Annotated in this window: 25 protein-coding genes; 13 read left to right on the top strand and 12 right to left on the bottom strand. The window is 71.9% G+C overall.

The annotated features are described in order from the left end of the window. Positions 1-27 precede the first annotated feature (27 nt). Entirely contained in the window at positions 28-729 is a 702-nt protein-coding gene (locus tag ACIP63_RS36955; RefSeq protein WP_401525081.1) for a FadR/GntR family transcriptional regulator, read from the bottom strand. A 144-nt stretch (positions 730-873) separates the two neighbouring features. On the opposite strand from ACIP63_RS36955, the gene ACIP63_RS36950 reads away from it, so the two are divergent. Continuing rightward, on the top strand, positions 874-1383 hold the full coding sequence (locus ACIP63_RS36950) for a gluconokinase (protein WP_401525078.1): 510 nt from the start codon (positions 874-876) through the stop codon (positions 1381-1383). 11 nt (positions 1384-1394) lie between these two features. After that, positions 1395-2792 carry a GntP family permease gene (locus ACIP63_RS36945; protein WP_401525075.1) on the top strand — a complete coding sequence of 466 codons (1398 nt, stop codon included), beginning with the start codon at positions 1395-1397 and terminating at the stop codon, positions 2790-2792. A 6-nt stretch (positions 2793-2798) separates the two neighbouring features. Here ACIP63_RS36945 and ACIP63_RS36940 read toward each other — a convergent pair whose 3' ends face one another. From ACIP63_RS36940 to ACIP63_RS36925, 4 genes are all read right to left on the bottom strand, one after another. Then, complete coding sequence (locus ACIP63_RS36940; RefSeq protein WP_401525072.1) at positions 2799-3464, bottom strand: cytochrome b/b6 domain-containing protein; 666 nt, start codon at positions 3462-3464, stop codon at positions 2799-2801. After that, positions 3406-4071 (bottom strand): molybdopterin-dependent oxidoreductase, encoded by a 666-nt coding sequence (locus ACIP63_RS36935; protein WP_401525179.1) that lies wholly within the window; start codon positions 4069-4071, stop codon positions 3406-3408. The genes ACIP63_RS36940 and ACIP63_RS36935 overlap by 59 nt, the downstream gene beginning before the upstream one ends. Before the next feature lie 137 nt (positions 4072-4208). Continuing rightward, a complete protein-coding gene (locus ACIP63_RS36930) occupies positions 4209-5768 on the bottom strand; it encodes an APC family permease (RefSeq protein ID WP_401525069.1) in 1560 nt (519 codons plus the stop codon). A gap of 49 nt (positions 5769-5817) precedes the next feature. Further along, the gene (locus tag ACIP63_RS36925; protein ID WP_401525066.1) at positions 5818-6780 is read right to left on the bottom strand and encodes a hypothetical protein; all 963 of its coding nucleotides are present in this window, start codon (positions 6778-6780) and stop codon (positions 5818-5820) included. A gap of 240 nt (positions 6781-7020) precedes the next feature. On the opposite strand from ACIP63_RS36925, the gene ACIP63_RS36920 reads away from it, so the two are divergent. Continuing rightward, positions 7021-7446 (top strand): ASCH domain-containing protein, encoded by a 426-nt coding sequence (locus ACIP63_RS36920; protein WP_401525063.1) that lies wholly within the window; start codon positions 7021-7023, stop codon positions 7444-7446. Between the two features lie 48 nt (positions 7447-7494). On the opposite strand, the gene ACIP63_RS36915 is transcribed toward ACIP63_RS36920, so the two are convergent. Continuing rightward, positions 7495-9150, bottom strand: coding sequence for an FAD-binding dehydrogenase (locus ACIP63_RS36915; protein ID WP_401525060.1), 1656 nt, complete (start codon positions 9148-9150; stop codon positions 7495-7497). Between the two features lie 155 nt (positions 9151-9305). Here ACIP63_RS36915 and ACIP63_RS36910 point away from each other — a divergent pair, with 155 nt between their 5' ends. The 4 genes from ACIP63_RS36910 to ACIP63_RS36895 are packed head-to-tail and all read left to right on the top strand — an operon-like array spanning position 9306 to position 11446. Beyond that, positions 9306-10223, top strand: a complete 918-nt coding sequence (locus ACIP63_RS36910) for a DMT family transporter (protein WP_401525057.1) — start codon at positions 9306-9308, stop codon at positions 10221-10223. Beyond that, a complete protein-coding gene (locus ACIP63_RS36905) occupies positions 10210-10743 on the top strand; it encodes an NUDIX hydrolase (protein WP_401525054.1) in 534 nt (177 codons plus the stop codon). Before ACIP63_RS36910 ends, ACIP63_RS36905 begins: the two co-directional genes overlap by 14 nt. After that, a complete protein-coding gene (locus ACIP63_RS36900; RefSeq protein ID WP_362937658.1) occupies positions 10740-11135 on the top strand; it encodes a DUF202 domain-containing protein in 396 nt (131 codons plus the stop codon). Before ACIP63_RS36905 ends, ACIP63_RS36900 begins: the two co-directional genes overlap by 4 nt. After that, complete coding sequence (locus tag ACIP63_RS36895; protein ID WP_401525050.1) at positions 11132-11446, top strand: DUF202 domain-containing protein; 315 nt, start codon at positions 11132-11134, stop codon at positions 11444-11446. The genes ACIP63_RS36900 and ACIP63_RS36895 overlap by 4 nt, the downstream gene beginning before the upstream one ends. A 13-nt stretch (positions 11447-11459) precedes the next feature. On the opposite strand, the gene ACIP63_RS36890 is transcribed toward ACIP63_RS36895, so the two are convergent. Both ACIP63_RS36890 and ACIP63_RS36885 read right to left on the bottom strand, forming a co-directional pair. Continuing rightward, positions 11460-12395, bottom strand: coding sequence for an NADP-dependent oxidoreductase (locus ACIP63_RS36890; protein ID WP_401525047.1), 936 nt, complete (start codon positions 12393-12395; stop codon positions 11460-11462). A 36-nt stretch (positions 12396-12431) separates the two neighbouring features. Continuing rightward, positions 12432-13070 carry an NADPH-dependent F420 reductase gene (locus ACIP63_RS36885; protein ID WP_401525044.1) on the bottom strand — a complete coding sequence of 213 codons (639 nt, stop codon included), beginning with the start codon at positions 13068-13070 and terminating at the stop codon, positions 12432-12434. 103 nt (positions 13071-13173) lie between these two features. Between ACIP63_RS36885 and ACIP63_RS36880 the strand changes: the two genes are divergently transcribed. The 3 genes from ACIP63_RS36880 (at position 13174) to ACIP63_RS36870 (ending at position 15876) form a co-directional block, all read left to right on the top strand. After that, on the top strand, positions 13174-13515 hold the full coding sequence (locus ACIP63_RS36880) for a winged helix-turn-helix transcriptional regulator (protein WP_401525041.1): 342 nt from the start codon (positions 13174-13176) through the stop codon (positions 13513-13515). 116 nt (positions 13516-13631) lie between these two features. Further along, entirely contained in the window at positions 13632-14654 is a 1023-nt protein-coding gene (locus ACIP63_RS36875; RefSeq protein WP_401525038.1) for a phosphotransferase family protein, read from the top strand. A 7-nt stretch (positions 14655-14661) separates the two neighbouring features. Further along, positions 14662-15876 carry an acyl-CoA dehydrogenase family protein gene (locus ACIP63_RS36870; RefSeq protein WP_401525035.1) on the top strand — a complete coding sequence of 405 codons (1215 nt, stop codon included), beginning with the start codon at positions 14662-14664 and terminating at the stop codon, positions 15874-15876. A gap of 42 nt (positions 15877-15918) precedes the next feature. Here ACIP63_RS36870 and ACIP63_RS36865 read toward each other — a convergent pair whose 3' ends face one another. Further along, entirely contained in the window at positions 15919-17226 is a 1308-nt protein-coding gene (locus ACIP63_RS36865; RefSeq protein WP_401525032.1) for a M28 family metallopeptidase, read from the bottom strand. 377 nt (positions 17227-17603) lie between these two features. Between ACIP63_RS36865 and ACIP63_RS36860 the strand changes: the two genes are divergently transcribed. Beyond that, on the top strand, positions 17604-18257 hold the full coding sequence (locus ACIP63_RS36860) for a DUF642 domain-containing protein (protein ID WP_401525029.1): 654 nt from the start codon (positions 17604-17606) through the stop codon (positions 18255-18257). A 48-nt stretch (positions 18258-18305) separates the two neighbouring features. Beyond that, entirely contained in the window at positions 18306-18779 is a 474-nt protein-coding gene (locus ACIP63_RS36855; protein WP_401525026.1) for a hypothetical protein, read from the top strand. A 42-nt stretch (positions 18780-18821) separates the two neighbouring features. Here the strand turns inward: ACIP63_RS36855 and ACIP63_RS36850 are convergent, their stop codons facing one another. The 3 genes from ACIP63_RS36850 to ACIP63_RS36840 are packed head-to-tail and all read right to left on the bottom strand — an operon-like array spanning position 18822 to position 21882. Continuing rightward, entirely contained in the window at positions 18822-19415 is a 594-nt protein-coding gene (locus ACIP63_RS36850; protein WP_393758038.1) for a TetR/AcrR family transcriptional regulator, read from the bottom strand. 38 nt (positions 19416-19453) lie between these two features. Further along, on the bottom strand, positions 19454-21121 hold the full coding sequence (locus tag ACIP63_RS36845; RefSeq protein WP_401525022.1) for an AMP-binding protein: 1668 nt from the start codon (positions 21119-21121) through the stop codon (positions 19454-19456). Beyond that, entirely contained in the window at positions 21118-21882 is a 765-nt protein-coding gene (locus ACIP63_RS36840; protein ID WP_362937632.1) for an SDR family oxidoreductase, read from the bottom strand. The genes ACIP63_RS36845 and ACIP63_RS36840 overlap by 4 nt, the downstream gene beginning before the upstream one ends. A 172-nt stretch (positions 21883-22054) precedes the next feature. On the opposite strand from ACIP63_RS36840, the gene ACIP63_RS36835 reads away from it, so the two are divergent. After that, positions 22055-23323 carry an exo-beta-N-acetylmuramidase NamZ domain-containing protein gene (locus tag ACIP63_RS36835; RefSeq protein ID WP_401525019.1) on the top strand — a complete coding sequence of 423 codons (1269 nt, stop codon included), beginning with the start codon at positions 22055-22057 and terminating at the stop codon, positions 23321-23323. Positions 23324-23436: the final 113 nt, after the last annotated feature.

The raw sequence follows: 23436 nt of genomic DNA, 5'->3' as shown, positions 1-23436 counted from the left end.
GCTCACCGTACCCGGGCGGGGGGCCGCTCATGGGGCGAGTACGTCCAGTTCGTGGAGCGCGCCGACCGCGATCTCCTTGGTCAGCCGTTCGGCCCCCTCGGCGTCGCCCTCGCGTACGGCTTCGGCGAGCCGGACGTGGAGCGTGACGGCGGCGGGGTCCGGGTCCTCGAACATGACCTGGTGGTGGGTCCGGCCGGCCAGGACCTCGGCGACGACGTCGCCGAGCCGCGCGAACATCTCGTTGCCGGAGGCGTTGAGGACGATGCGGTGGAAGGCCGTGTCGTGCCGGAGGTACCCCTCCAGCTGCTGGCCCCGCGAGGTCGCGACCATGCCGAGGGCGCACTCCGTGAGTGCGGCGCACTGCTCGGCGGTGGCGTTGAGAGCCGCCAGGCCCGCGGCGACGGGTTCGACGGCGGACCGCAGCACGGTGAGGGAGCGCAGCTGCCGGGGCCGGTCGGAGCCGGCGAGCCGCCAGCGGATGACCTGGGGGTCGTAGACGTTCCACTCCTCGGTGGGCCGCACGGTCACCCCGACCCGGCGCCGGGACTCGACCAGGTGCATGGATTCCAGGACGCGGACCACTTCGCGCACGACGGTGCGTGACACGTCGAAGCGCTGGGCGAGCTCGTCGGTGCGCAGGACCTGGCCGGGCGGACAGTCCCCCGCCGCGATCTCCAGGCCCAGGGTGTCCAGCACATGCGTATGGAGCCCCTGGGCAGGTGTGGTCATGCCCACAACCCTACGGGGCGGCCCGGGGGAACAAAAAGTACGACGTTTATGTCACAGCCACTTGAATAAGTCGTATGTAATGGGTTTCAGTAGCGCGACGGACCGATGTCGCGGACCGATGTCGAAGAAGACAGCGAGGCACCAATGAGCACCCCCCACGTCGTCGTGGTGATGGGCGTAGCAGGGACCGGCAAGACCACGATCGGCCCCCTGCTCGCCGACGCACTGGGCGTCCCCTACGCAGAGGGCGACGATTTCCACCCGCCGGCCAACATCGCCAAGATGTCCGCCGGCACGCCGTTGGACGACAACGACCGCTGGCCGTGGCTGGACGCCATCGGGCAGTGGGCGCACGGCCGGGCGGAGCTCGGTGGCGTCGTCAGCAGCTCCGCGCTCAAGCGCTCCTACCGCGACCGGCTGCGGGCCGAGGCTCCCGGTGCCGTCTTCCTGCACCTGACCGGCGACCGGTCCCTCATCGAACACCGCATGGCGGACCGCAAGGGCCACTTCATGCCGACCGCGCTGCTCGACTCCCAGTTCGCCACCCTGCAGCCGTTGCAGGAGGACGAGGCGGGCGTCGCCGTCGACGTGTCCGGCACCCCCGAGGAAATCACCGAACGGGCCGTCGCCGCGCTGCGCCGGCTCGCGAACTAAGGATCACCACCGTGACCAGTCTCAGCGTCGAGATGCTGGCAGCGGATGCCGTCGAACCGATCACTTCGGCCGGTAACGCACAGCTGGGCATCGCCGTCCTGGCGGGCATCGCCGTCATCGTCCTGCTCATCACCAAGTTCAAGATGCACGCGTTCCTCGCGTTGACCATCGGCTCACTCGCGCTCGGATCCTTCGCGGGGGCCAACCCGGCGAAGACCATCGCCAGCTTCACCGCGGGCCTCGGTTCGACCGTCGCGGGTGTCGGCGTCCTGATCGCCCTCGGTGCCATCCTGGGCAAGCTGCTCGCCGATTCCGGCGGCGCCGACCAGATCGTCGACACGATCCTCGCGAAGGCGAGCGGGCGTGCGATGCCGTGGGCGATGGTGCTGATCGCCTCGATCATCGGGCTCCCCCTCTTCTTCGAGGTCGGGATCGTGCTGATGATTCCGGTGGTGCTGCTGGTCGCCAAGCGCGGCAACTACTCGCTGATGCGGATCGGCATCCCCGCGCTCGCCGGTCTCTCCGTGATGCACGGGCTGATCCCGCCGCACCCCGGCCCGCTGGTCGCGATCGACGCGCTGGGCGCCAACCTGGGTGTCACTCTGGCCCTCGGTGTGCTGGTGGCCATCCCCACCGTGATCATCGCGGGCCCGGTCTTCTCCCGCTACGCCGCCCGCTGGGTGGACATCGAGGCGCCGGAGAAGATGATCCCGCAGCGTCCGTCCGAGGACCTGGACCGCCGGCCCAGCTTCGGCGCGACCCTGACGACGATTCTCCTGCCCGTCGTGCTGATGCTGATCAAGGCACTCGTCGACATCGTGGTGGACGACCCGGAGAACCACGTCCAGCGGGTCACCGACGTCATCGGCTCGCCGCTGATCGCGCTGCTCGCCGCCGTGATCGTCGGCATGTTCACCCTGGGCCGTGCGGCCGGGTTCACCAAGGGCCGCCTGTCCAGCACGGTCGAGAAGTCGCTCGCCCCGATCGCGGGCATCCTCCTGATCGTGGGCGCCGGTGGTGGGTTCAAGCAGACCCTGATCGACGCCGGTGTCGGCCAGATGATCCTGGAGTTCTCCGAGAACTGGTCGATCCCCGCCCTGCTCCTCGGCTGGCTGATCGCCGTCGCGATCCGGCTGGCGACGGGCTCCGCGACCGTGGCCACGATCTCCGCGGCCGGTCTGGTCGCCCCCCTCGCCGCGGACCTGTCGACCTCGCACGTCGCGCTGCTCGTCCTCGCGGTCGGCGCGGGCTCGCTCTTCTTCAGCCACGTCAACGACGCGGGTTTCTGGCTGGTGAAGGAGTACTTCGGCATGGACGTCCCGCAGACGATCAAGACCTGGTCGGTGATGGAGACGATCATCTCCGTCGTCTCGCTGGGCTTCATCCTGCTGCTGTCGCTGGTGTTGTAGCCGGTCCTACTCCTCCGGCTCCCGCCACAGCGGGTGCTCGGAACGGGCCCAGAGGCGCTCGACCGATCCGGTGCGCATGCCACGGCGTGCCTCCGGGTCGGCGAGCGCCTTCGCCATGTGTCCGGCGAGGACGATACCGATGGCGAGGGCCAGCCAGTCGTGCACGAAGGTCGCGCCCGTGCGCCACACCAGCGGGGCGAGGCCGGTGAACCACATCAGCAGCCCGGTGCCCAGCATCACGAGCACGGCGCCCGCGATCCACCCGGCGTAGATCTTCTGGCCCGCGTTGAACTTCCCCGCCGGCCGGGAGCCGGGCGTGCGGTCGCGGCGCAGTGCGGCCCGCAGCCACTGCCGGTCGTGCGGCCCGAACCGGTTGAGCCGGGAGAGGTCGGCGCGCAGGGCCCGGGAGACGAGCCCGGCCAGCAGCGGTACGGGGACGAGCAGCCCGGACCACTCGTGCACGGTGACCACGAGGTGCCGGCGGCCGACGAGCTCGGCGAGCTGGGGGACGTACAGACAGGCGGCCGTGGCGACGCACACCAGTGTCAGCCAGGCCGTGGTGCGGTGCACCCAGCGCTCGGCGGTGGTGAAGCGCCGGATCCTCGGGGAGGACTCAGACGGTGGGGGCGTCGTCGCGGCCGTTGGACCGGCCGACCCAGGCGTCGACGTCATAGCCGAGCTCCTCCCAGTATCCGGGGCGTACGGAGTCGGTGACGGTGATCCCGGAGAGCCATTTCGCCGACTTGTAGAAGTACATCGGGGCCACGTAGAGCCGGACCGGACCGCCGTGGGAGTGGGCCAGCGGCTTGTCCTGCATGCGCGTGGCGACCAGGACGTCGGGGCGGCGGGCCTGTTCGAGCGTGAGGCTCTCGCTGTAGGCGCCGTCGAAGCAGGTGAAGCGGATCGCCTTCGCCCCGGGCCGTACCCCTGCCGCGTCCAGCAGCGCCGAGAGCCTGACGCCCTCGAACGGGGTCTCGGGCACCCGCCAGCCGGTGACGCACTGGACGTCGCGCACCATGCGGGTCTGCGGCAGCTCCGCGAGGGTGTCGAGCGTGTACGTCGCCGGGCTGTCGACCATGCCGTCCACGGTGAGGCGGTAGTCGGCGGCGGTCTTCTCGGGCACGGACGTGGCGACCGAGTAGTAGCGGAAGCCTCCGCCGTTGGGCAGCAGGCCGGTGAGGCCGGTGGGGTCCTTGTCGGCGACGGCGCCCAGCCCGCTCTCCAGCGTGCGCTGCAGAACGGGTGCGGCCGCCACCCCGGCGGCGCCGAGGCCGAGCATCGTCAGGACGAGACGGCGGCCGACGGGCGTGCCGCCGTCGTCGGGAGGGGGACTGTTCACCCGCCCATTCGAACACCCGCGGCCGCCTGTCACCAGGGGCCGCGGGTGTGCGTCACTCTTCCGTAAGGAGCGCGGGGTCAGCGCGGGTCCGTGCCGCCCTCCGCCGCCTTCTCCAGCTGGAACGCCTCGTTGCCGAGGCCGATCCTGGCGTGCACCTCGGGCTTGGTGCGGCGCAGCACCGCGCCGTAGACCAGGCCCCCGGCGAGGGCCAGGACGATGACGCCGGGCAGCAGCCAGTTCAGCGCCGAGCCGGGGCCGGAGCCGACCAGGACGTCGAAGTCGCGGACGGTGAAGACGGCGATGGCGAGCAGGGCGAGGCCCGCGAGCCCGGAGGCGACGAGCCGGGGCGCCTGGGCCCGGCCCGCACCGCGCCGTACGAAGAACGCGATGACGGCGAAGGAGGCCGCGGCCATCAGCACGATGACGCCGAGCGCCCCGACGTTGCCCATCCAGGTGAACAGGTGCAGGACGGGCGCGGTGGGGTCGCCCACCGGGTTGTCGTCGGTGAGGGCGAAGGCGAGCACGATCACGACGGAGAGCGCGGACTGGAGCATGGAGCCGGTGGCGGGCGCTCCGCTCGTCTTGCTGGTGCGGCCGAAGCCCGCCGGCAGCAGCCCCTCACGGCCCATGGCGAACGCGTAGCGGGCCACCACGTTGTGGAAGCTGAGCAGCGCGGCGAACATGCCGGTGACGAACAGGACGTGCAGCACGTCGGTGAAGGTGGCGCCGAGCCGCTCCTCGGTGAGGCCGAAGAGCATCCCCGGCCCCTGCTCGACGGAGATGCCGGCGATGGACGAAGGGCCCGCGGCAACGGTCAGCGCCCAGGAGCTGACGGCGAGGAACAGGGCGGCGTAGCCGACGGCGAGGAACATCACGCGGGACACGACGATCTGCGGGCGGCTGGTCTCCTCGGCGTACACCGGGGCCTGCTCGAAGCCGACGAACGCGGCGATGCAGAAGCAGAGCGCGGTGCCCAGGCCGGCGCCGGTGAGCGTCTCGGGGTTGAACGCGTGCAGGGACAGCCCCTCGGGGCCCGGCTCGGCGACGGCGGCGATGTCGAAGATCACGACGAGGGCGCACTCGATGACGAGCAGCACCCCGAGCACCTTGGCGTTGAGGTCGATCTTCAGCCAGCCCAGCACGCCGACGACGGCCACGGCCACCAGGGCGGGGACCCACCACTGGAGGTCGATGCCGAGGTAGGTGGCGAAGAGGCCCGAGACCTCGAAGCCGAGGATGCCGTAGATGCCGACCTGCATGGCGCTGTAGGCGACCAGCGCGACGAGCGAGGCACCCGCGCCGGCCGTCGGGCCGAGGCCGCGGGCGATGTACGCGTAGAAGGCGCCGGCGTTGTGGACGTGCCGGCTCATCTCCGCGTAACCCACGCCGAACAGCATCAGGACGATGCCGAGGATGACGTAGAGCAGGGGCTGTCCGACGATGCCCATCACCCCGAAGACGGTGGGCATCACCCCGGCGACGACCATCAGGGGGGCGCTGGCGGCGAGGACGGACAGGAGCAGCCCGGGGGTGCCGAGCCGGTCGGCGCGCAGCGCGCGTTCCTCGCCCTTGTAGGTGTTGATCCCGCCGGTGCCGGCGTTCCCGGTCCGGCTCGTATCTGTTCTGCCCGTCGACATGGCGGGGGTGGTCCCTTCCTCGATAGCGGACGTGCATGGCGAACGTGCGTCAGGGGGCACCGAGCGCGAGGGTGCGCGCGGCGACGAATTCGGGGTACGGGTCGCGGCCCGCGTACGACCACGGGGCCTCGGTCGCGTGGAGGCCGATGCGGTGGAAGATCGCGGCGGCCTCGGCGGGGCGGCCCTCGCAGAGCTTCGCGTGGGCGAGGAAGTTGAGGTCGGCGGTGTGCCGGGGGTGGTCCTCGCGTTCCCATTCGAGCCACCAGTCGAAGGCGGCCTTCATCACCTGTCCGGCCCGGCGCCCCGACCAGTGGCCCGAGGCCGCCGGGTCGTCGGACACGGCGCCGGCCGCGGCCAGGACGCGGTAGCGCTCGGCGTGGGCGACGACGGGGAGAACGGCGAGCGGCGAGTCGGCGGGGGCCTGTTCGGCGGCCCAGGCGGCGAAGTCGTACACCTCGTGGAGCGGGTCGCTCTCCGGGTGCGCCTCGGCGAGGCCTGCCGTCATGAGGTGATGGGCGTGGTGGTGTTCGGGATGCCGGGCGCGGATCTCCTCGAAGTGCCTGGCGGCCGCCTCGCCGGTGCCGTGGGTGCGCTCCAGCGTCATCAGGCCGAGCCAGGGGGTGGGGTCGGCGGGATCCAGCGCGGCCGCGGCCAGACACGCCTCGCGCGCCCGGGCCGCCTCACCGGTGCCGGCCTTGGGACGCTGGGCACGGGCGACGGTGGCGCAGGCGAGGAGTGTCGTGGCGTCGCGGCTGTCCGGCTCGGCGAGCAGCCAGTCGCGCGCCCATCCGGCGGCGGACGGGACGGCGGCGAGGGCGAGGAGCCGGTGGCCGCGGCGGTCCCAGTCGGTGCCGGTCGCGATGAGCAGCGAGCGGGCACGGGTCCAGCGGCCCTGGGCGAACTGTCCCCTTACGTCGATGAGTTCGCCGTCGTCGAGCGCCAGGTCGAAGGCGTGGTCCGGGCGTCCGCCCTTGCGGCGGGAGCGGCCCAGGGGCGGCGGAGGCGGAGACATCCGCAGGCTTCCTTTTCCACTTCGACATGACGCGAGCACATATCGATGCTGTGTGCGAGCAAACGATCGCGGACAGCAAAGCGGTAGGCAATGCTTCGAGTCAAGGCCGGTCCGCCTCAACTGCACGTATTTCACATGCAGTTGACCGTGCCGGGCGGGTGGACCGAACCATTCACGCAGTTCGCGAGCACGTACGGAAGTGACGGCTGGGACAGAGGTGACGCGTGCCACACTGCCGCCATGGAGAACCGTGAACCGCTCAAGCCCTTCCTTCTCGCATTCCCCGGGCCTCTGCGCGACCAGCTGGTCGCCGCCGTCCTCTCGGGCGAGAAGGTCTCCACCTCCGGACTGCTCGCGGAGTACGAGGCGGAGCGGGAGGAGCTGCCGCCCGTGGGCGAGCGGTCCGCGCTCATCGACTCCGCGGGACGGGAGGTCGCCGTGGTCGAGCTGACGGGGGTGGAGGTGCTGCCACTGGGGTCGGTAGGACTGCGGCACGCGCTGGACGAGGGCGAGGGGTACACCTCGGTCGCCGGGTGGCGGGCGGGGCACGAGGCGTTCTGGCACAGCGAGGAGATGCGGGAGGCGCTCGGGGACCCGGAGTTCACCGTGGACGACGACACGATGATCGTGGCGGAGCGCTTCCGGGTGGTGGAGCTGCTGGAGTGACCGGCCGGCCCCTGGACTCCGGCTGGAGCCCAGGGGCGGGCAGGGGCCTCAGCCGGTCGCCTCCGCCGCCGCACGGCCCGCCGTCCGGCCCGAGAAGATGCAGCCGCCGAGGAAGGTGCCCTCCAGGGAGCGGTAGCCGTGGACCCCGCCGCCGCCGAAGCCCGCCGCCTCCCCCGCCGCGTACACCCCGGGCAGCGGGGTGCCGTCCTCGGTCAGGACGCGGGAGGACAGGTCCGTCTCCAGCCCCCCGAGGGACTTGCGGGTCAGGATGTTCAGCCGTACGGCGATGAGCGGGCCCGCGGCAGGGTCGAGGATGCGGTGCGGCTTCGCCGTGCGGATCAGTTTGTCGCCCAGGTAGGAGCGGGCGCCGTTGATCGCCGTGATCTGGAGGTCCTTGGTGAAGGGGTTGGCGATCTCACGGTCCCGGGCGGTGATCTCGCGGCGCAGGGCGTCCTCGTCGATGAGGGCTTCGCCGGTGAGCGCGTTCATCCCGCGTACGAGCGCGCCGAGGTCCTTCTCGACGACGAAGTCCACGCCCTTGTCCATGAACGCCTTGACGGGCCCGGGGACGTCGGCACGCGCCCTGCCGATCACGTCACGGACGGACTTCCCGGTCAGGTCCGGGTTCTGCTCGGAGCCGGAGAGCGCGAACTCCTTGCCGATGATCTTCTGGTCGAGGACGAACCAGGTGTAGCCGTGGCCGGACCGCATGATGTGTTCGAGGGTGCCCAGGGTGTCGAAGCCCGGGAAGAGCGGCACCGGCAGCCGCTTGCCGCGGGCGTCCAGCCAGAGGGAGGACGGGCCGGGCAGGATCCGGATGCCGTGCTTGTCCCAGATGGGGTTCCAGTTCTCGATGCCCTCGGTGTAGTGCCACATCCGGTCGCGGTTGATGTGGTGGGCGCCCGCCTTCTCGGCGATGCCGAGCATCAGTCCGTCCACATGGGCCGGGACGCCGGAGAGCATCTTCTCCGGCGGGGTGCCCAGCCGTTCGGGCCACTGGGCGCGCACCAGGTCGTGGTTGCCCCCGATGCCGCCGGAGGTGACGATCACGGCCTGGGCCCTGAGCTCGAAGCTGCCCGTGGCCTCGCGGCTGCTCGCGGTGCCCCGCCCGGCGGCGCTCTCCTCCAGGATCTCGCCGGTGACCGTGTCGACGGCTCCGGCCGAGCGCCCGAGGCCGGTCACCCGGTGGCGGAAGCGCAGCTGGACGAGGCCCTTCGCGACGCCCTCGCGGACGCGGCGCTCGAAGGGGGCGACGACGCCGGGACCGGTGCCCCAGGTGATGTGGAAGCGGGGGACGGAGTTGCCGTGGCCGTTCGCGTCGTAGCCGCCGCGTTCGGCCCAGCCGACGACGGGGAAGAACCGCACCCCCTGGGCGTGCAGCCAGGACCTCTTCTCCCCGGCCGCGAAGTCGACGTACGCCTCCGCCCACTTCCGCGGCCAGTGGTCCTCGTCGCGGTCGAAGCCGGCGGTGCCGTACCAGTCCTGGAGGGCCAGGTCGTGGCTGTCCTTGATCCGCATCCTGCGCTGCTCGGGCGAGTCGACGAGGAACAGCCCGCCGAAGGACCAGTGCGCCTGGCCGCCGACGGACTGCTCGGCTTCCTGGTCGAGCAGGATCACCGTGCGGCCCGCGTCGACGAGCTCGGCGGTGGCCGCCAGCCCCGCGAGTCCTGCCCCGATCACGATCACATCAGCGTCGTACGCCATGGGTTCCATCCTTCGGGGCGGTGCGGGGGCAGGGGCGGGCGGGGGCGGGGGAAGTTACTTGTGGGTCAGATCTTCGGTACGGGCCGCTCCCACGTCAACCGTCCGGCGGCGGCCGCCTCACGTCTCCGGAACGTCCGCGGGGCTATCGTCGGACCGTGTCCTTGCTGGTACTCCTGCTCTCCGTGGGCGCCGCGTGCTGTACGGGCTTCGGTTTCGTCCTGCAGCAGGACGCGGCCCGCCGCGCACCGCCGGGCGACTTCCTGTCGCCCCGACTCCTGCTCGACCTGATGAGGGTGCCGAGCTGGCTGGCCGGCATCGGCCTGATGATCTGTGGCATGGCCCTCGGGGCGCTGGCGCTCGGGCAGGGTGAGGTGTCGGTCGTCGAACCGCTGCTCGCCACCAATCTGCTCTTCGCGCTGGCCCTGTCGCGCTACTTCACAGGGCAGCGTCTCGGCCGTCAGGGGTGGGGTGGCCTCTGTCTGCTGGCCGGAGGCGTCACCGCGTTCCTGCTGGGCGGCCAGCCACGCGGCGGCGAGGCGGTGACGGAACCCTTGCGTCACTGGCTGGTGATCGGCCTGGTGGCGGGACTCGCGCTGGCGCTGACCGCCTTCGCCAGACATCCGCGTGCCCCGTGGACCCCCACGTTGCTGGGGGTGGCGGGGGGCCTGCTGAACGGACTGCAGGACGCCCTCACCCGGGTCAGCGGACTGCGGCTCGGCGAGGGCGGGTGGGGTGCGCTGTTCACAGGCTGGCAGCCGTACGCGCTCGTCGTCATGGGCGTGACCAGCCTCATCATCGTCCAGAGCGCGTTCGAGGCGGGGCCGCTGCGGATGTCCCTGCCGGGGCTGACCGCCGCGCAGCCGCTGGCGGGGATCGTCTGCGGGATCGGCTTCCTCGGCGACCAGGTGCGCACGGACACCGGCGCCCTGGCCTGGCAGGCCACGGGGCTGGCCGCGATCGTGGCCGGGATCGTGCTGCTGGGGCTGCACCCGGCGATGCCCGAGGGCAGGGAGAAGCACGGTGCCACGGCCGCCGACCGGTTGATGTTGGATGGACCCCATGACACCGGCTGACGAAATCCTGGACATCGTCGACGAGAACGACGAGGTCGTCGGACAGGCGCCACGCGGCGAGGCCACCGCGCGCGGCCTGCGCCACCGCTGCGTCTTCATCGAGGCACGGGATCCGGCGGGCCGGCTGTTCGTGCACCGCAGGACGGCCACGAAGCTGGTCTTCCCCTCGCACTACGACATGTTCGTCGGCGGGGTCGTGGGCGCGGGTGAGTCGTACGACGAGGCCGCGCTCCGGGAGGCCGGGGAGGAGCTGGGGGTCCCGGGTCTCCCCCGGCCCACCCCGCTCTTCAAGTACCTCTACGGGAGTCCCCGGCACAGCTGGTGGTCGTACGTGTACGAGGTGCGCTGCGAGCTGCCCGTGCGGCCCCAGGCGGAGGAGGTCGCCTGGCACACCTTCCTGACCGACGCGGAGCTGGCGGCGCGGCTCGGCGACTGGACGTGGGTGCCGGACGGGCTGGAGACCTACCACCGGCTGCGGGACTTCCGGGCGGCGGGCGGCCGGGCGGGGACCTCCGCGTGAGCGATTTCGTGCGCGGGCTGCGGCTGTGGTTCGCCCCGGAGCGCATCCGCGAGGAGGGCGACACGCCGGACTACCGCTTCTCGCTCGCCAACGAGCGCACCTTCCTCGCCTGGATCCGGACCGCTCTCGCACTCATCGGCGGCGGTTTCGCGGTCGACCAGTTCCTCCCGGAACTGGCGTGGGGTGTCCGTGCCGGTCTGGCCCTCGGGCTGCTGGCGGCCGGGGTGCTCTGCGCGCTGCGCGCCGTCAACCACTGGGTGCGGTGCGAGCGTGCGATGCGGCGCGGGGAGGACCTGCCGGTGTCGCGCTTCCCCGCGATGCTCAGCCTCGTGGTCGCCGTGGTGGCGGTCGCGATGGTGGTGGTGGTCCTGTTCGGCTGGGAGGGCCGGTGACCGCCACCGGGCGCGATCCCGGCCTCCAGCCCGAGCGGACGCGGCTGGCCTGGCGCCGCACCACCCTGGCGTGCACGGTGGTGGCCCTGCTCGCGTTCCGGCAGGCGCTGCACCACGGGGCGACCGGGGCCGGGGTGCTCGCGGTGGCCCTGAGCCTGCTGGCCTGGCTGGGGTTCCTCGTGGTGGCGCACCGCCGGGTGACGTGCGTGGCGTCCGCCGGGCCGCCCGCCGCGCTGTCACCGCGCCATGCGCTGACGGCGGCCGCGTGCACGGTCGCGCTCGCGGTGTTCGCCGCCGCGACGCTGTTCTGAGGGCCGTGCGGCCTCAGTCCTCCCAGGCCACGGCGACGACGATCTTGCCCCGGGTGCGCCCCTCCTGGTTGAGCCGGTAGGCCTCGGCGGCCTGCTCCAGGGGGAAGACCCGGTCGACGTGGACGGAGACGATGCCCTGCTCGGCGAGTCCGGCGAGATGGGCGAGGTCGGCGGCGTCGGGCCGTACGAAGGCGTAGCGCCCGCCGTAGGAGAAGACCTCGGCGTCGGCGATGGACGCGAGCCGGCCGTCGGGCGCCAGGGTCTCGGCGGAGATCCGGAGGGCTTCCCCGCCGACCGTGTCGAACGCCGCGTCGAAGCCGTCGGGGACCAGGTCGCGGAGACGGGCGGCCAGCCCGTCGCCGTACTCCACGGGTTCGCCGCCCAGCCTCCGTACGTAGTCGTGGTTGTGGGGCCCGGCCGTGCCGACGACCCGGCAGCCCGCGTGCCGGGCGAGCTGGACGGCGAGCGAACCGACCCCTCCGGCGGCCGCGTGGACGAGGACGGTCTCGCCCTCCTGGACCTCGAGGGTGCGGTGCAGCACCTGGTGTGCGGTGAGGCCGCACAACGGCAGGCCGGCCGCCTCCTCGAAGCCGACGCTCAGGGGCTTGCGGGCGAGGGTGCGCACGGGTGCGGCGACGTACTCGGCGAAGGTGCCGCGCGAGAGGAAGTCCTCGCGCACGTAGCCGATGACCTCGTCCCCCACCGCGAACTCGTCCACGGCGGCACCGGGCTGGACCACGACACCGGAGACGTCCCAGCCGGGGATGACGGGGAAAACGGCCTCCAGCCCCGCCTGGAGGTAGCCCTCGCGGGCCTTCCAGTCGACGGGGTTGACGGCCGCGGCCCGCACCTTCACCAGGACCGAGTCGGGCCCGACCTTCGGATCGGGCCGCTCGCCGTACTCCAGTACGTCGGCCGGGCCGTACCTGCTGTAGCTGATCGCCTTCATGCTCCGACGATCGGCGTGGTCCCGAGTGCCCGCAACTCAGGCCGTGACCGCCTCGAAGGGCGGCAGCAGCGTCCGGGGGTCGTGTCCGGAGTGCCAGAGCCCGATGAGGAACGCCGTGGTCGCCTCCAGATACGCGGCCCGGTCGAGGCCGCCCGCCGGCAGGGGGACGCAGCCGAGGTCCCGGACCAGGGTCCCGACCGTCTCCAGGGCCGCCGCGTCGTCGCCGCAGAGCGGGACCGCGAGCGGGCCCTCGGCGAAGGCGGGCGGGGGCAGCCGCCACACCGAGTCGGGCAGGTGGTTGAAGGCCTTGACGACCCGTGCGCCGGTGGCGTCGGCGATCGTACGGGCTGCCCCCGGCCCCGTACCGGTGGTGAGCCGGAAGCCGGCCCCGACGGCGTTCGTGCAGTCGACGACCACCCGGCCGCGCAGCGGTCCGTCCGCCGCGCCGAGTGCCGCGAGGACGCCCGCCACGGCGTCGTACGGCAGGGCGAGCAGCACCGCGTCGCCGAACGCTGCCGCCTCCCCGGGCGTGCCGGCGCTCTGGCCGGTGCGGTCCGCGAGGGCCCTGGCCCGTGCCGTGGAGCGGCCTCCGAAGAGCACGCGATGGCCCGCTGCCGCCCACCGGCCGCCCAGTGCCTCCGCCATGTTGCCGGTCCCGATGATGCCGATGCGCATGTACCTCTCCCCTGAACGCCCGTCACGTAACGTCGTGCCGCAGGGGACGTTAGGGGTTCCGTTGCGCACCGTTCGGTGCCCGACGGGCGGGGAAGGGGCACTCATGGACCGGCTGCTCGCCGACTGCCGGGCGCGGCTCGGCTTCGATCTGCTGGGGAACACCTGGAACCCGGTCGTCCTGTACGCCCTGGGGGCGGGCCCGCGCCGTCCCCGTGAGCTCCGTACGGAGATCGGCGGCATCAGCACCAAGGTGCTGACCGAGACGCTGCGCAGGCTGGAGGCGTACGCGCTGGTGGAACGCCGGGCGTACGCCGAGGCGCCACCGCGGGTGGAGTACGCCCTGACCGCGCTCGGCAGGACGCTGCTGGAGCCGATCGAGGCGCTGGGCCGCTGGTCCGCGACGTACGGGGACGCCTTCGTGGAGGCGCAGGGCTGGGACGACTGACCCGGACCGGGGCAGGGAGCCGGAGATCACTTCTCGGATTCCGGGAGGACACTGGACGACATACCGACTGGTCGGCATCATGGTCCCGACCGTTCAACGTCCCGGAGGTGCGCCCCATGAGCCCAGTCCACCCGCCAGGTCTCGATCTCGACCTGCTGCGCGGCCATCTCGACCGTGAGCGGCCGGGGCTGGTGAACGGACCGCTCGACGCCCGGGTCATCGAAGGCGGCCGCTCGAACCTCACCTACATCGTCACCGACGGCACCGGGCAGTGGGTCGTGCGCAGACCTCCCCTGGGCCATGTGCTCGCCACCGCGCACGACATGAAGCGCGAGCACCGGGTGATCAGCGCCCTGCACTCCACGGCGGTCCCGGTGCCGGAGACTCTCCTGCTGTGCGAGGACGACGCGGTGATCGGCTCGCCGTTCTACGTCATGGAGTACGTCGAGGGGACCCCCTACCGCACCGCGGAGCAGCTGTCCCCGCTGGGCGCGGAGCGCACCAGGGCCGTCGTCCTGGGCCTCGTGGACACCCTGGTGGACCTGCACGCAGTGGACCCGGCGGCCGTCGGCCTCGGTGACTTCGGGCGCCCTGACGGCTTCCTGGACCGGCAGCTGCGGCGCTGGGGCAAGCAGCTGGACGCGTCCCGCAACCGTGAGCTCACCGGCATCGACGAGCTGCACGCCGCACTGGGCCGGGAGCTGCCCGTCTCCCCCGCGCCCACCGTCGTGCACGGTGACTACCGCCTGGACAACGTCCTCATCGGTCAGGACGACCGGATCAAGGCGGTCCTGGACTGGGAGATGTCCACGCTCGGCGACCCGCTCACGGACCTCGGCCTGCTCGTGATGTACAGCTCGGACCTGGGCCTGCCCGAGTCCCCCGTCTCGACCACCAGCGGCGCGCCGGGGCACCCCGGCCCCGCCGAGCTCATCGAGCGCTACGCCGCCCGGTCCGGCCGCGACACCTCCGCCATCTCCTGGTACACGGCCTTCGCGTGGTTCAAGCTCGCCGTGATCCTCGAGGGCATCCACTACCGCTACACCCTGGGCCAGACGGTCGGCGCCGGCTTCGACCGCATCGGCGACCTGGTCCCGGTCTTCATCTCGCACGGCCTCACCACCCTCCAGGAAGGCTGATCACCCCGTGGACTTCGCATTCGACGCCCGTACCGAAGAGCTGCGCACCAGGCTGCTCACGTTCATGGACGAGCACGTCCACCCCGCCGAGGAGGTCGCCGAGGAGCAGCGCGCGCGGCTGGCGTCACCGTGGGACACCCCGCAGGTCGTGGAGGACCTGAAGGCGGAGGCGCGCAGGCAGGGCCTGTGGAACCTCTTCCTCCCCGACGCGGAGTACGGCGCCGGGCTGACGAACCTCCAGTACGCCCCGCTGGCCGAGATCACCGGCCGCAGCCCCCACCTGGCACCGACCGCGCTGAACTGCGCGGCGCCGGACACCGGGAACATGGAGGTGCTCTTCCAGTTCGGCTCGGAGGCGCAGAAGAAGCAGTGGCTGGAGCCGCTGCTCGCCGGGGAGATCCGTTCCGCGTTCGCGATGACGGAGCCCGACGTGGCGTCGTCGGACGCGACGAACATCGAGACCCGGATCGCCCGTGACGGCGACGAGTACGTCATCAACGGGCGCAAGTGGTACATCTCCGGGGCGATGAACCCGGACTGCGCGGTCTTCATCGTGATGGGGAAGACCGACCCGGACAACGAGGACATCCGCCGTCAGCAGTCGATGATCCTGGTCCCGCGTGACACCCCGGGCCTGGAGGTGCGCCGTGCGATGCAGGTGTACGGCTACGAGGACCACTCCCACGGCGGCCACGCCGAGGTCGTCTTCACCGACGTACGCGTGCCCGCCGCGAACCTGATCGGCGAGGAGGGCGGCGGCTTCGCCATCGCCCAGGCGCGGCTGGGGCCGGGCCGGATCCACCACTGCATGCGGCTGATCGGGATGGCCGAGCGCGCGATCGAGCTGATGTGCCGGCGGGCCGTGGCCCGTACGGCCTTCGGCAAGCCGCTGGCGCAGCAGGGCGTCGTCCAGAACTGGATCGCGGACGCCCGGGTGACGGTGGAGCAGCTGCGGCTGCTGGTGCTGAAGACGGCCTGGCTGATGGACACGGTGGGCAACCGCGGCGCGCACACCGAGATCCAGGCGATCAAGATCGCGACCCCGCGCGCGGTGTGCGACATCCTCGACCGGGCGGTGCAGCTGTACGGCGCCGGCGGCGTCAGCCAGGACTTCCCGCTGGCCGAACTCTGGTCGTCGGCACGGACCCTGCGCCTGGCGGACGGGCCGGACGAGGTGCACCAGCGGTCGCTGGCGCGGCGTGAGATCAAGAAGTACCTCTGAGCCCGGTGCGGGGAGGCGCCCCCGTGACGCCTCCCCGGCCGGTCAGAAGGTGAGTCCCCAGCTGTCGACGTAGCCGGTGTCCTGAGCGGCGACGTCCCGGACCTGGAGCTTCCAGGCCCCGTTGGCCGCCTCGGCGGACGCGTTGACCGTGTACGTCGCGATCACGTTGTCGGCCGAGTCGCTGCCGCTGGAGTTCTTCAGCCGGTAGGCGGTCCCGTCGGGCGCGAGCAGGTCGACGACGAGGTCACCGCGGTAGGTGTGCTTGATGTCGACGGCCACCTTGAGGGCCGAAGGGGCGTTGCCCGTACGGCCGGTGACGGAGACCGGCGAGGTCACGGCGGCCCCGTTGTCGGGGACGGCGACATCGGCGGCGTTGGTGAACACCGTGCCGGTCGGCGGGGTGACCGTGCCCGCCGACAGGGTCCAGACGGCGTGGGCGACCGCGTCGCTGTTGCGGTCCAGGGCCGTGTCGTTGATGTTGGCCGTCGTGTCGCACGAGGAGTGGTAGCAGCGGTCGAAGGACTGGCCCGCCGTGCCGCCCCACTTCTGGGCCTGGGCGCTCGTCTTCGTGTAGTCCGCGCCGGAGAAGAGCCCGCCCACGGGGACGCCCGCGTTCTTGAACGGGGCGTGGTCGGAACGGCCGTCGCCCTCGGTCTCTATCTCGGTGGGTATCGACAGACCCGCGTAGTAGTCCTTGAAGGTCTGCTCGATGACCGGGTCGTCGTCGTAGACGAAGTAGCCGGGGTTGGGCGAGCCGATCATGTCGAAGTTGAGGTACCCGGCGAGCTTGGAACGCTCGGCGGTGGCCAGGTTGTTGACGTAGTACTTCGAGCCGACGAGCCCCAGCTCCTCGGCGCCCCACCAGGCGAAGCGCAGGTGCTTGTCCGGCGCGAGCTGAGCCCGGGAGACCGCGAGGGCGGTCTCCAGCACGGCGGCCGAGCCCGATCCGTTGTCGTTGATGCCGGCGCCGGAGGTCACCGAGTCGAGGTGGGACCCGGCCATGAGGACCTGGTTCGGGTCGCCGCCCGGCCAGTCGGCGATCAGGTTGTACCCGGTGGCCCCGCCGGAGGTGAACTGCTGGAGCGCCGTGGTGTATCCGGCGGCGTCCAGCTTGGCCTTGACGTAGTCGACGGACGCCTTGTAACCGGCCCTCCCGTGGGCCCGGTTGCCGCCGTTGGCGGTGGCGATCGACTGGAACTGGGTGAGGTGCGCCTTGACGTTGGCGAGCGGGATGTCGGGGGCCGCGGCGGCGGTTCGGGGCGCGGCCTGGGAGGCGGGGGCGGCGGTCGCCAGCAGGGCGGCGACGGCGACCGCGGCGGCGGGCAGGAGTGTGCGTCTGGCAGGTCTCATCTGGGGCTCCGGATTCCGTTCGGGGACTGACGGAACGTGCGGGGGGTCCCAGGGCCGTGCACGGCCCTGGACCTGGAGCGGTGGGACTGGAAGCGCGCCCCCGATGCTCGGACAGATGACCGAGCACCGTCAAGAGTGGATTCCGGACAGGCGCGTTCGCTGACCGGACACCGCTCCCTGGAGCCGACTTACGCGTGTGCCGGCGCGACCGGCGGCGGGCCACGCGCCGGGGGCGCTCGTCTGTGGTGTTCTGCCTGTTCGCACGCCTCGCGCGCCGTGGCCCGGTCTCTTGGCGGGGTGTGCCGGTGCCCGCACACTCCGAATGGGCTCCCGGTCGGGAGCCCCGCCATGGCGTCGCGTGAAACGAGAGGCCCTCCATGCTCCCGCTCCGTCTGTCCGCCGCAGCCCTGTCCGCCGCCCTCCTGCTGGCCGCCGCCTCCACCACCGCGTCGGCTCACCCGCACGACACGAACACGCACGACACGAACACGCACGACGCGAAGACGCACACCACCGTGCCGGACATCGCGGGCGGAGGCTTCGAGACGCCCGTCGTCCCGGCTCCGTCCCCCTTCACCACCTATCTCGGCGGGCAGGCCGTGGGCCCCTGGACGGGCGGCGGCGACAGCGTCGACCTGACCTCCGACCGTCTGTGGGACGCCGCCGAGGGCAGCCAGTCGCTGGACCTCAACGGCAGTGCGTCCGGCAGCGTCTCGCAGGAGATATCGACGCACCCTCTGACCTCGTACGTCGTCAGCTTCGAACTGGCCGGAAATCCGGCCTGGGCTCCCGCCCTGAAGACGGGTGAACTCAGAGTCGACGGCGTCCCCGTGAAGACGTTCGGTTTCGACGTCACGGGCCACGGTTTCCGGAACATGGGCTACACCCGGCAGACCGCCGTCTTCACCAACCTGCTGAAGAGCTCCGTCACCCTCACCTTCGCCAGCACCAGCCCCGGACTCGGCGGCCCGGTCATCGACGACGTCCGGGTCCGGAGCTGCCTGCTGGTGCTCTGTCCGCCCGTCTCCTGATGCCGGATTCGCCGGGGCTTGTCAGTGCCGTCCAGTAGCTTCCGGGGCATGGGAAATTCTGGCGGGTCGCTGACGACCCGGTCCGCGCCCGGCCTGCGCGGCCTGATGGAATCGGCCGGCTTCACCGAGGTCGAGGACGGGGAGTCACCGGCGGACGGCTGGCAGGTGGCCGACTTCGCGGAGTACGGCCGGCGCAGCGTGGCGGATCTCGTACGGGAGACCGGCGCCCCGGTTCTCCTGGTGTCCTTCCTGGACAGCGATGTGGCGTTCGTCGAAGGGGTCACCCCGGGGGGCGGGACGTGGGAGGCCCTGCTCAACCGCGACATGGCCGATGACTACGGCATACCGCTCGACCGGTTCCCGGTCGAAGCCGCCGCGCGAGAGGCACTGGCCTGGGCGGCCGCCGCAGGACTGACGCCCGATGAGGAACTTCTGGGTCAGGCCCTCACAGGGGCGGCGGCGTTCGCGGAGGAGCTGTCGTCGCTGCTGTTCGTCGCTCTGGGCCTGTCGGACCGGAGCTGAACGTCCAGGGGCGGCGCAGCGCCCGGAGGGCCCGCCCCGCCGTCAGGGGCGCAGCGCCCTCAGCAGCAGGTCGGCCAGGTGGTCCGCGACCTCCTGCTGGCTGAGCGGGCCGTCCGGGCTGTACCACGTGGACAGGTGGTGGACCGAGCCGAAGTGGTAGTCGACGACCAGGTCGGCCGGGGTCGCGGCGGAGAAGACTCCGGCGTTCTGGCCCTCTTCGATCAGGGCGCGGAAGCGCTCGTGGTAGCGCCGCCGCTCCATCCGGACCTGCTTGTTCTTCTCCGGGCTCAGATGGTGCATGGAGCGGAAGAAGATCGAGGCGTCGTCGAGGTTGTCGATGGTGGTGACCACCACGTCCGCCGCCGCGTCACGCAGCCGCTGCTCGATCGGCGCCTCGGCGTTCGCGTAGGCGTCGAGCCGCTCCTGCTGGAGCCGCAGCACCCGGGCGTAGACCTCCTGGAGGAGGTCCTCCTTGGAGCCGAAGTAGTGGTAGAGCGCCCCTTTGGTGACGCCCGCCGCCTCGACGATCTCCTGGACGGAGGTGCGGTCGTACCCCTGTTCCGCGAAGAGCCGGGTGGCGGCGGCCAGCAGCCTCTGGGGGACGGGCGTACCGTTCCCGTCCGTCGCCTTGGCCATTGCCGCCACCTGTCCTCTCGTACCGTGCGTGAACTGTTCTAACGGGGGGAACGCAGTTCCCGCCTGAGGATCTTCCCACTCGCCGTCTTCGGGAGCTCGGTCAGGATCTCCACTTCGCGCGGGTACTTGTAGGCGGCCAGCCGTTCCTTGCAGTACGCGCTGAGCTCGCCCGGCTCCGTCGCGGCGCCCGGCCGCAGGCTGACGTAGGCCCGGACGGTCTCCCCGCGGTAGGCGTCGGGGACCCCCACGACGGCCGCCTCGCGGACCGCCGGGTGGGTGTAGAGGACGTCCTCGACCTCCCGGGGCCAGACCTTGAAGCCGGAGGCGTTGATCATGTCCTTCTTGCGGTCCACGACGTAGAGCCAGCCCGCCGTGTCCATGAAGCCGATGTCCCCGGTGCGCAGCTCCCCGTCCGGGAAGGCGGCCTCGGTGGCCTCGGGCAGGTTCCAGTAGCCGGAGACGACCTGCGGTCCGCGTACGGCGATCTCCCCCTGTTCGCCGAAGGGGACGTCGTCGCCCTTCTCGTCGATGATCCTGACCACGGTGTCGGGCCCGGGGACACCCACGGACAGGGTCCCGGACACGGGGTCGACGGGCGCCTCGTGCTCCGGCGGCACGGAGGCGCAGGGAGCGGTGCACTCGGTGAGTCCGTAGCCGTTGCGGATGTACGGGCCGAAGCCCTCGCGGAACTTCTCGACCAGGGCGGGAGGCAGCGGCGCGCCGCCCGAGGAGATCACCTTGAAGGAGGCGAAGTGCTCCCGGGTGACGTCCGGGTGCGCGGCGAGCGCCATGAAGGCGGTGGACGGCCCCACCGTGTAGGCGGGCCGGTGCTCGGCGAAGGCCTCCAGGACGACGCTCGCCTCGAAGCGGTACGCGAGGACCAGGGTGCCCGCGTTGGCGACACAGGCGGCGAGCTGGCAGACCATGCCGGTGATGTGGAAGAGCGGGGCGAGCGCGAAGTAGGACGAGCCCTCCTCGATGGGGTGGCCGGCCCGCTGACGCTCCGCGTTGATCATGATGTTGCCCTGGGAGTTCATGGCCCCCTTGGGGGTGCCACTCGTCCCGGAGGTGTAGCTGATCAGGGCGGTGTCCGAAGCGGTGAGCTCGCGGCCCTCGGGGGCGGCGAGGCCGCGACGGGCCACCTCCACCAGATCGGAGGCCCGGTCGCCGGGACCGGGCGCGGGGAGCCGCTCGAAGCCGAGCACGCGCGGGTCGTCGGCCGACTGGAGGTCGAGCTCGCAGGCCGTGAGGGCGATCGTCACGCTCGGTGCGGCCTCCGCGGTGGCCCGCAGATAGGACTCCCAGGCCCGGTCGGAGCAGATGAGCGCGGTCACCTCCGCGTCCTTCAGCACATGCCCGACCTCGCCGGACTTGTACATCGGGTTGAGCGGGACGACGGTCGCGCCGGCCTTCCAGGCCCCGAGCAGCGCGAGCACGAAGTGCGGGGTGTTCTGGAGCATGATCGCGACCCGGTCGCCCCGCCGCAGCCCCTCGGCCGCGAGGTGCCCCGCCACGGAGTCGGACAGCTCGTCCGTCTCGCGGTAGCTGAGCCGCCCGTCGAAGTAGGCGAGCGCGGTGTGGTCCGGGGCCCGCCCGACGGCCGCGCGGAAGGCGTGCACCATGGTCTCGGCGGGGTGGACGGGGGCGAGCTGGGCCTCGCTGAGCAGGGCCCTCCAGGGCTTCGCCGCGTAGATCGAGTCGGTCATGCGCCCGCCTCCTCCCACTTCTGCTGCAGGTGGTTCATGTTGCCGATCCAGTGGTCGGGGTCCTTGGCGCGGGCGCGGTAGTAGCCGGCCACCTCGGGGTGCGGCAGGACGAGGAAGCGGTCCTGCTCCATCGCGTCGAACAGGGCGTCGGCGACGGCCTCCGGCTCGATCGCGGTGGGCGCGAGCACGAGGTCGCCCGCGGAGCCGGCGGCCGTGAGCATGTCCGTACGCACACCCTGGGGGCAGATCGTGTGGACCTTGATCCCGCGGTGCCGGTAGGTCAGTGAGAGCCACTCGGCGAAGGCGACGGCGCCGTGCTTCGTCACGCTGTACGGGGCGGCGCCGATCATGGTGAGCAGGCCGGCCGCCGACGCGGTGGAGACGAAGCGGCCGCTGCCGCGCTCGAGCCACTCCGGCAGCAGTGCCTTGGCCGCGCGGACGTGCGCCATGACGTTGACGTCCCAGGCCCGGGCCCAGACGTCCTCCTCGGCGAAGGCGTCGCCGCCCGAGGCGAGGCCGGCGTTGGCGCAGTAGACGTCCACGGTGCCGCCGAGCGCCTCGCGCGCGGCGTCCACGATGCCGGACGCGTCGCCGGCCACGACCGTGCCGCCGATCTCCTCGGCGAGCGCCTTGACCCGGTCGCCGTCGAGGTCGTTGACGACGACCCGTGCGCCCTCCGCGGCGAATCTGCGGGCAAGAGCGGCCCCGATGCCGCCTCCGGCCCCCGTCACCACTACGCCAGCGCCCTGCACCGTACTCATCGGTCCCGCCTCTCTCAGCCGTCTTCCCTGGCAGACTAACCAGTCGGTATGTGATCGGGGAAGGGGTTCGGGGCAGGACTGGGAATCTGCCCAGTCGTGGGCGTTCCGTGCGGCCCGCCCCCGCGCTAGCGTGCGTGACCATGACAGTCGACGCGATCATGGAGGTAGCGGAATGACCCTGTCCAGACGTGGTTTGCTGGCTGTCGGCGGTGCGATGGGAGCCCTCGCGACGACCGCCGCGGGGCCGGGGGCGGCCGTCGCGGCCGGCCGGGAGCACGGCGCCGGGGGTGCCGCGGTCCGTACCGGCTTCGAGCGGCTCGCCGCCGACGGTTACCGGCTGCTGGCCGGGCAGAAGGTGGGTGTCGTCACCAACCCGACCGGGATCACCGCCGACGTGCGCCACATCGTCGACGTGATGCACCCCGACGACCGGGTGAACCTGACCGCGGTCTTCGGCCCCGAGCACGGCTTCCGGGGGACGGCGCAGGCGGGCGGCTCGGAGGGGCGGTACGACGACCCGGCTACCGGGCTGCCGGTCTACGACACGTATCTGAAGAGCGGGCAGGCGCTGGCCGACGTCTTCACCGCGTCGGGCGTCGACACGGTGGTCTTCGACATCCAGGACGCGGGCGCCCGCTTCTACACGTACATCTGGACCCTGTACGACTGCATGGAGGCGGCGGCGCTCGCGGGCAAGCGGTTCGTCGTCCTGGACCGGCCCAATCCGGTGACCGGCCGGGCGGCTCTGGGGCCCGTCCTCGACCCGGCCTTCGCCACCTTCGTGGGCCGCCGGGAGATCTCCCAGGCGCACGGGATGACGGTGGCGGAGCTCGCGCTGCTCTTCAACGCGGAGTTCCTGGCGGGCCGTCCGGTGGAACTGGACGTGGTGAAGATGTCCGGATGGCGCCGCAAGGACTTCTTCGACACGACGGGCCTGCCGTGGGTGCCTCCGAGCCCCAACATGCCGACGCCGGAGACCGCGGTGGTCTACTCCGGGACGTGTCTGTTCGAGGGGACGAACCTCTCCGAGGGCCGGGGGACGACACGGCCGTTCGAGCTGCTCGGAGCGGAGGGCATCGACCACCGCTGGGCGGCGGCCGCGAACGGCCTGGAGCTGCCCGGGGTCGCCTTCCGTGAGGCGTACTTCGCGCCGACGTTCTCCAAGTTCCAGGGGAAGACGGTGGGCGGGGTCCAGGTGCATGTCCAGGACCGGGACGCCTTCGACCCCGTACGCACGGGAATCGCCCTGCTGGTCACGGCGAAGCGGACCTGGAGCGGGTTCGCGTGGCGGGCGGACAACTGGATCGACAAGCTCACGGGCAACACCCGGGTCCGCACCATGATCGACGCGGGGGCGGACACCGACGAGGTGGTGGGCGCCTGGGCGGCGGACCTGGCCGCGTTCCGGAGGGTGCGGCGGGAACACCTGCTGTACCGGTGAACGCGGGGGCGGGGGGGGGGGGGGGGGCCCCCCCCCCCCCCCCCCCCCCCCCCCCCCCCACACCCCCCCCCCACCGGGGGGGTAGGGACACACACCACCCACCCCCCCCCCGG

Source organism: Streptomyces sp. NPDC088746 (genome assembly GCF_044751065.1).
In the GTDB taxonomy this organism is placed as follows: domain Bacteria; phylum Actinomycetota; class Actinomycetes; order Streptomycetales; family Streptomycetaceae; genus Streptomyces.
This window is presented reverse-complemented; position numbering and strand designations above follow the sequence as displayed.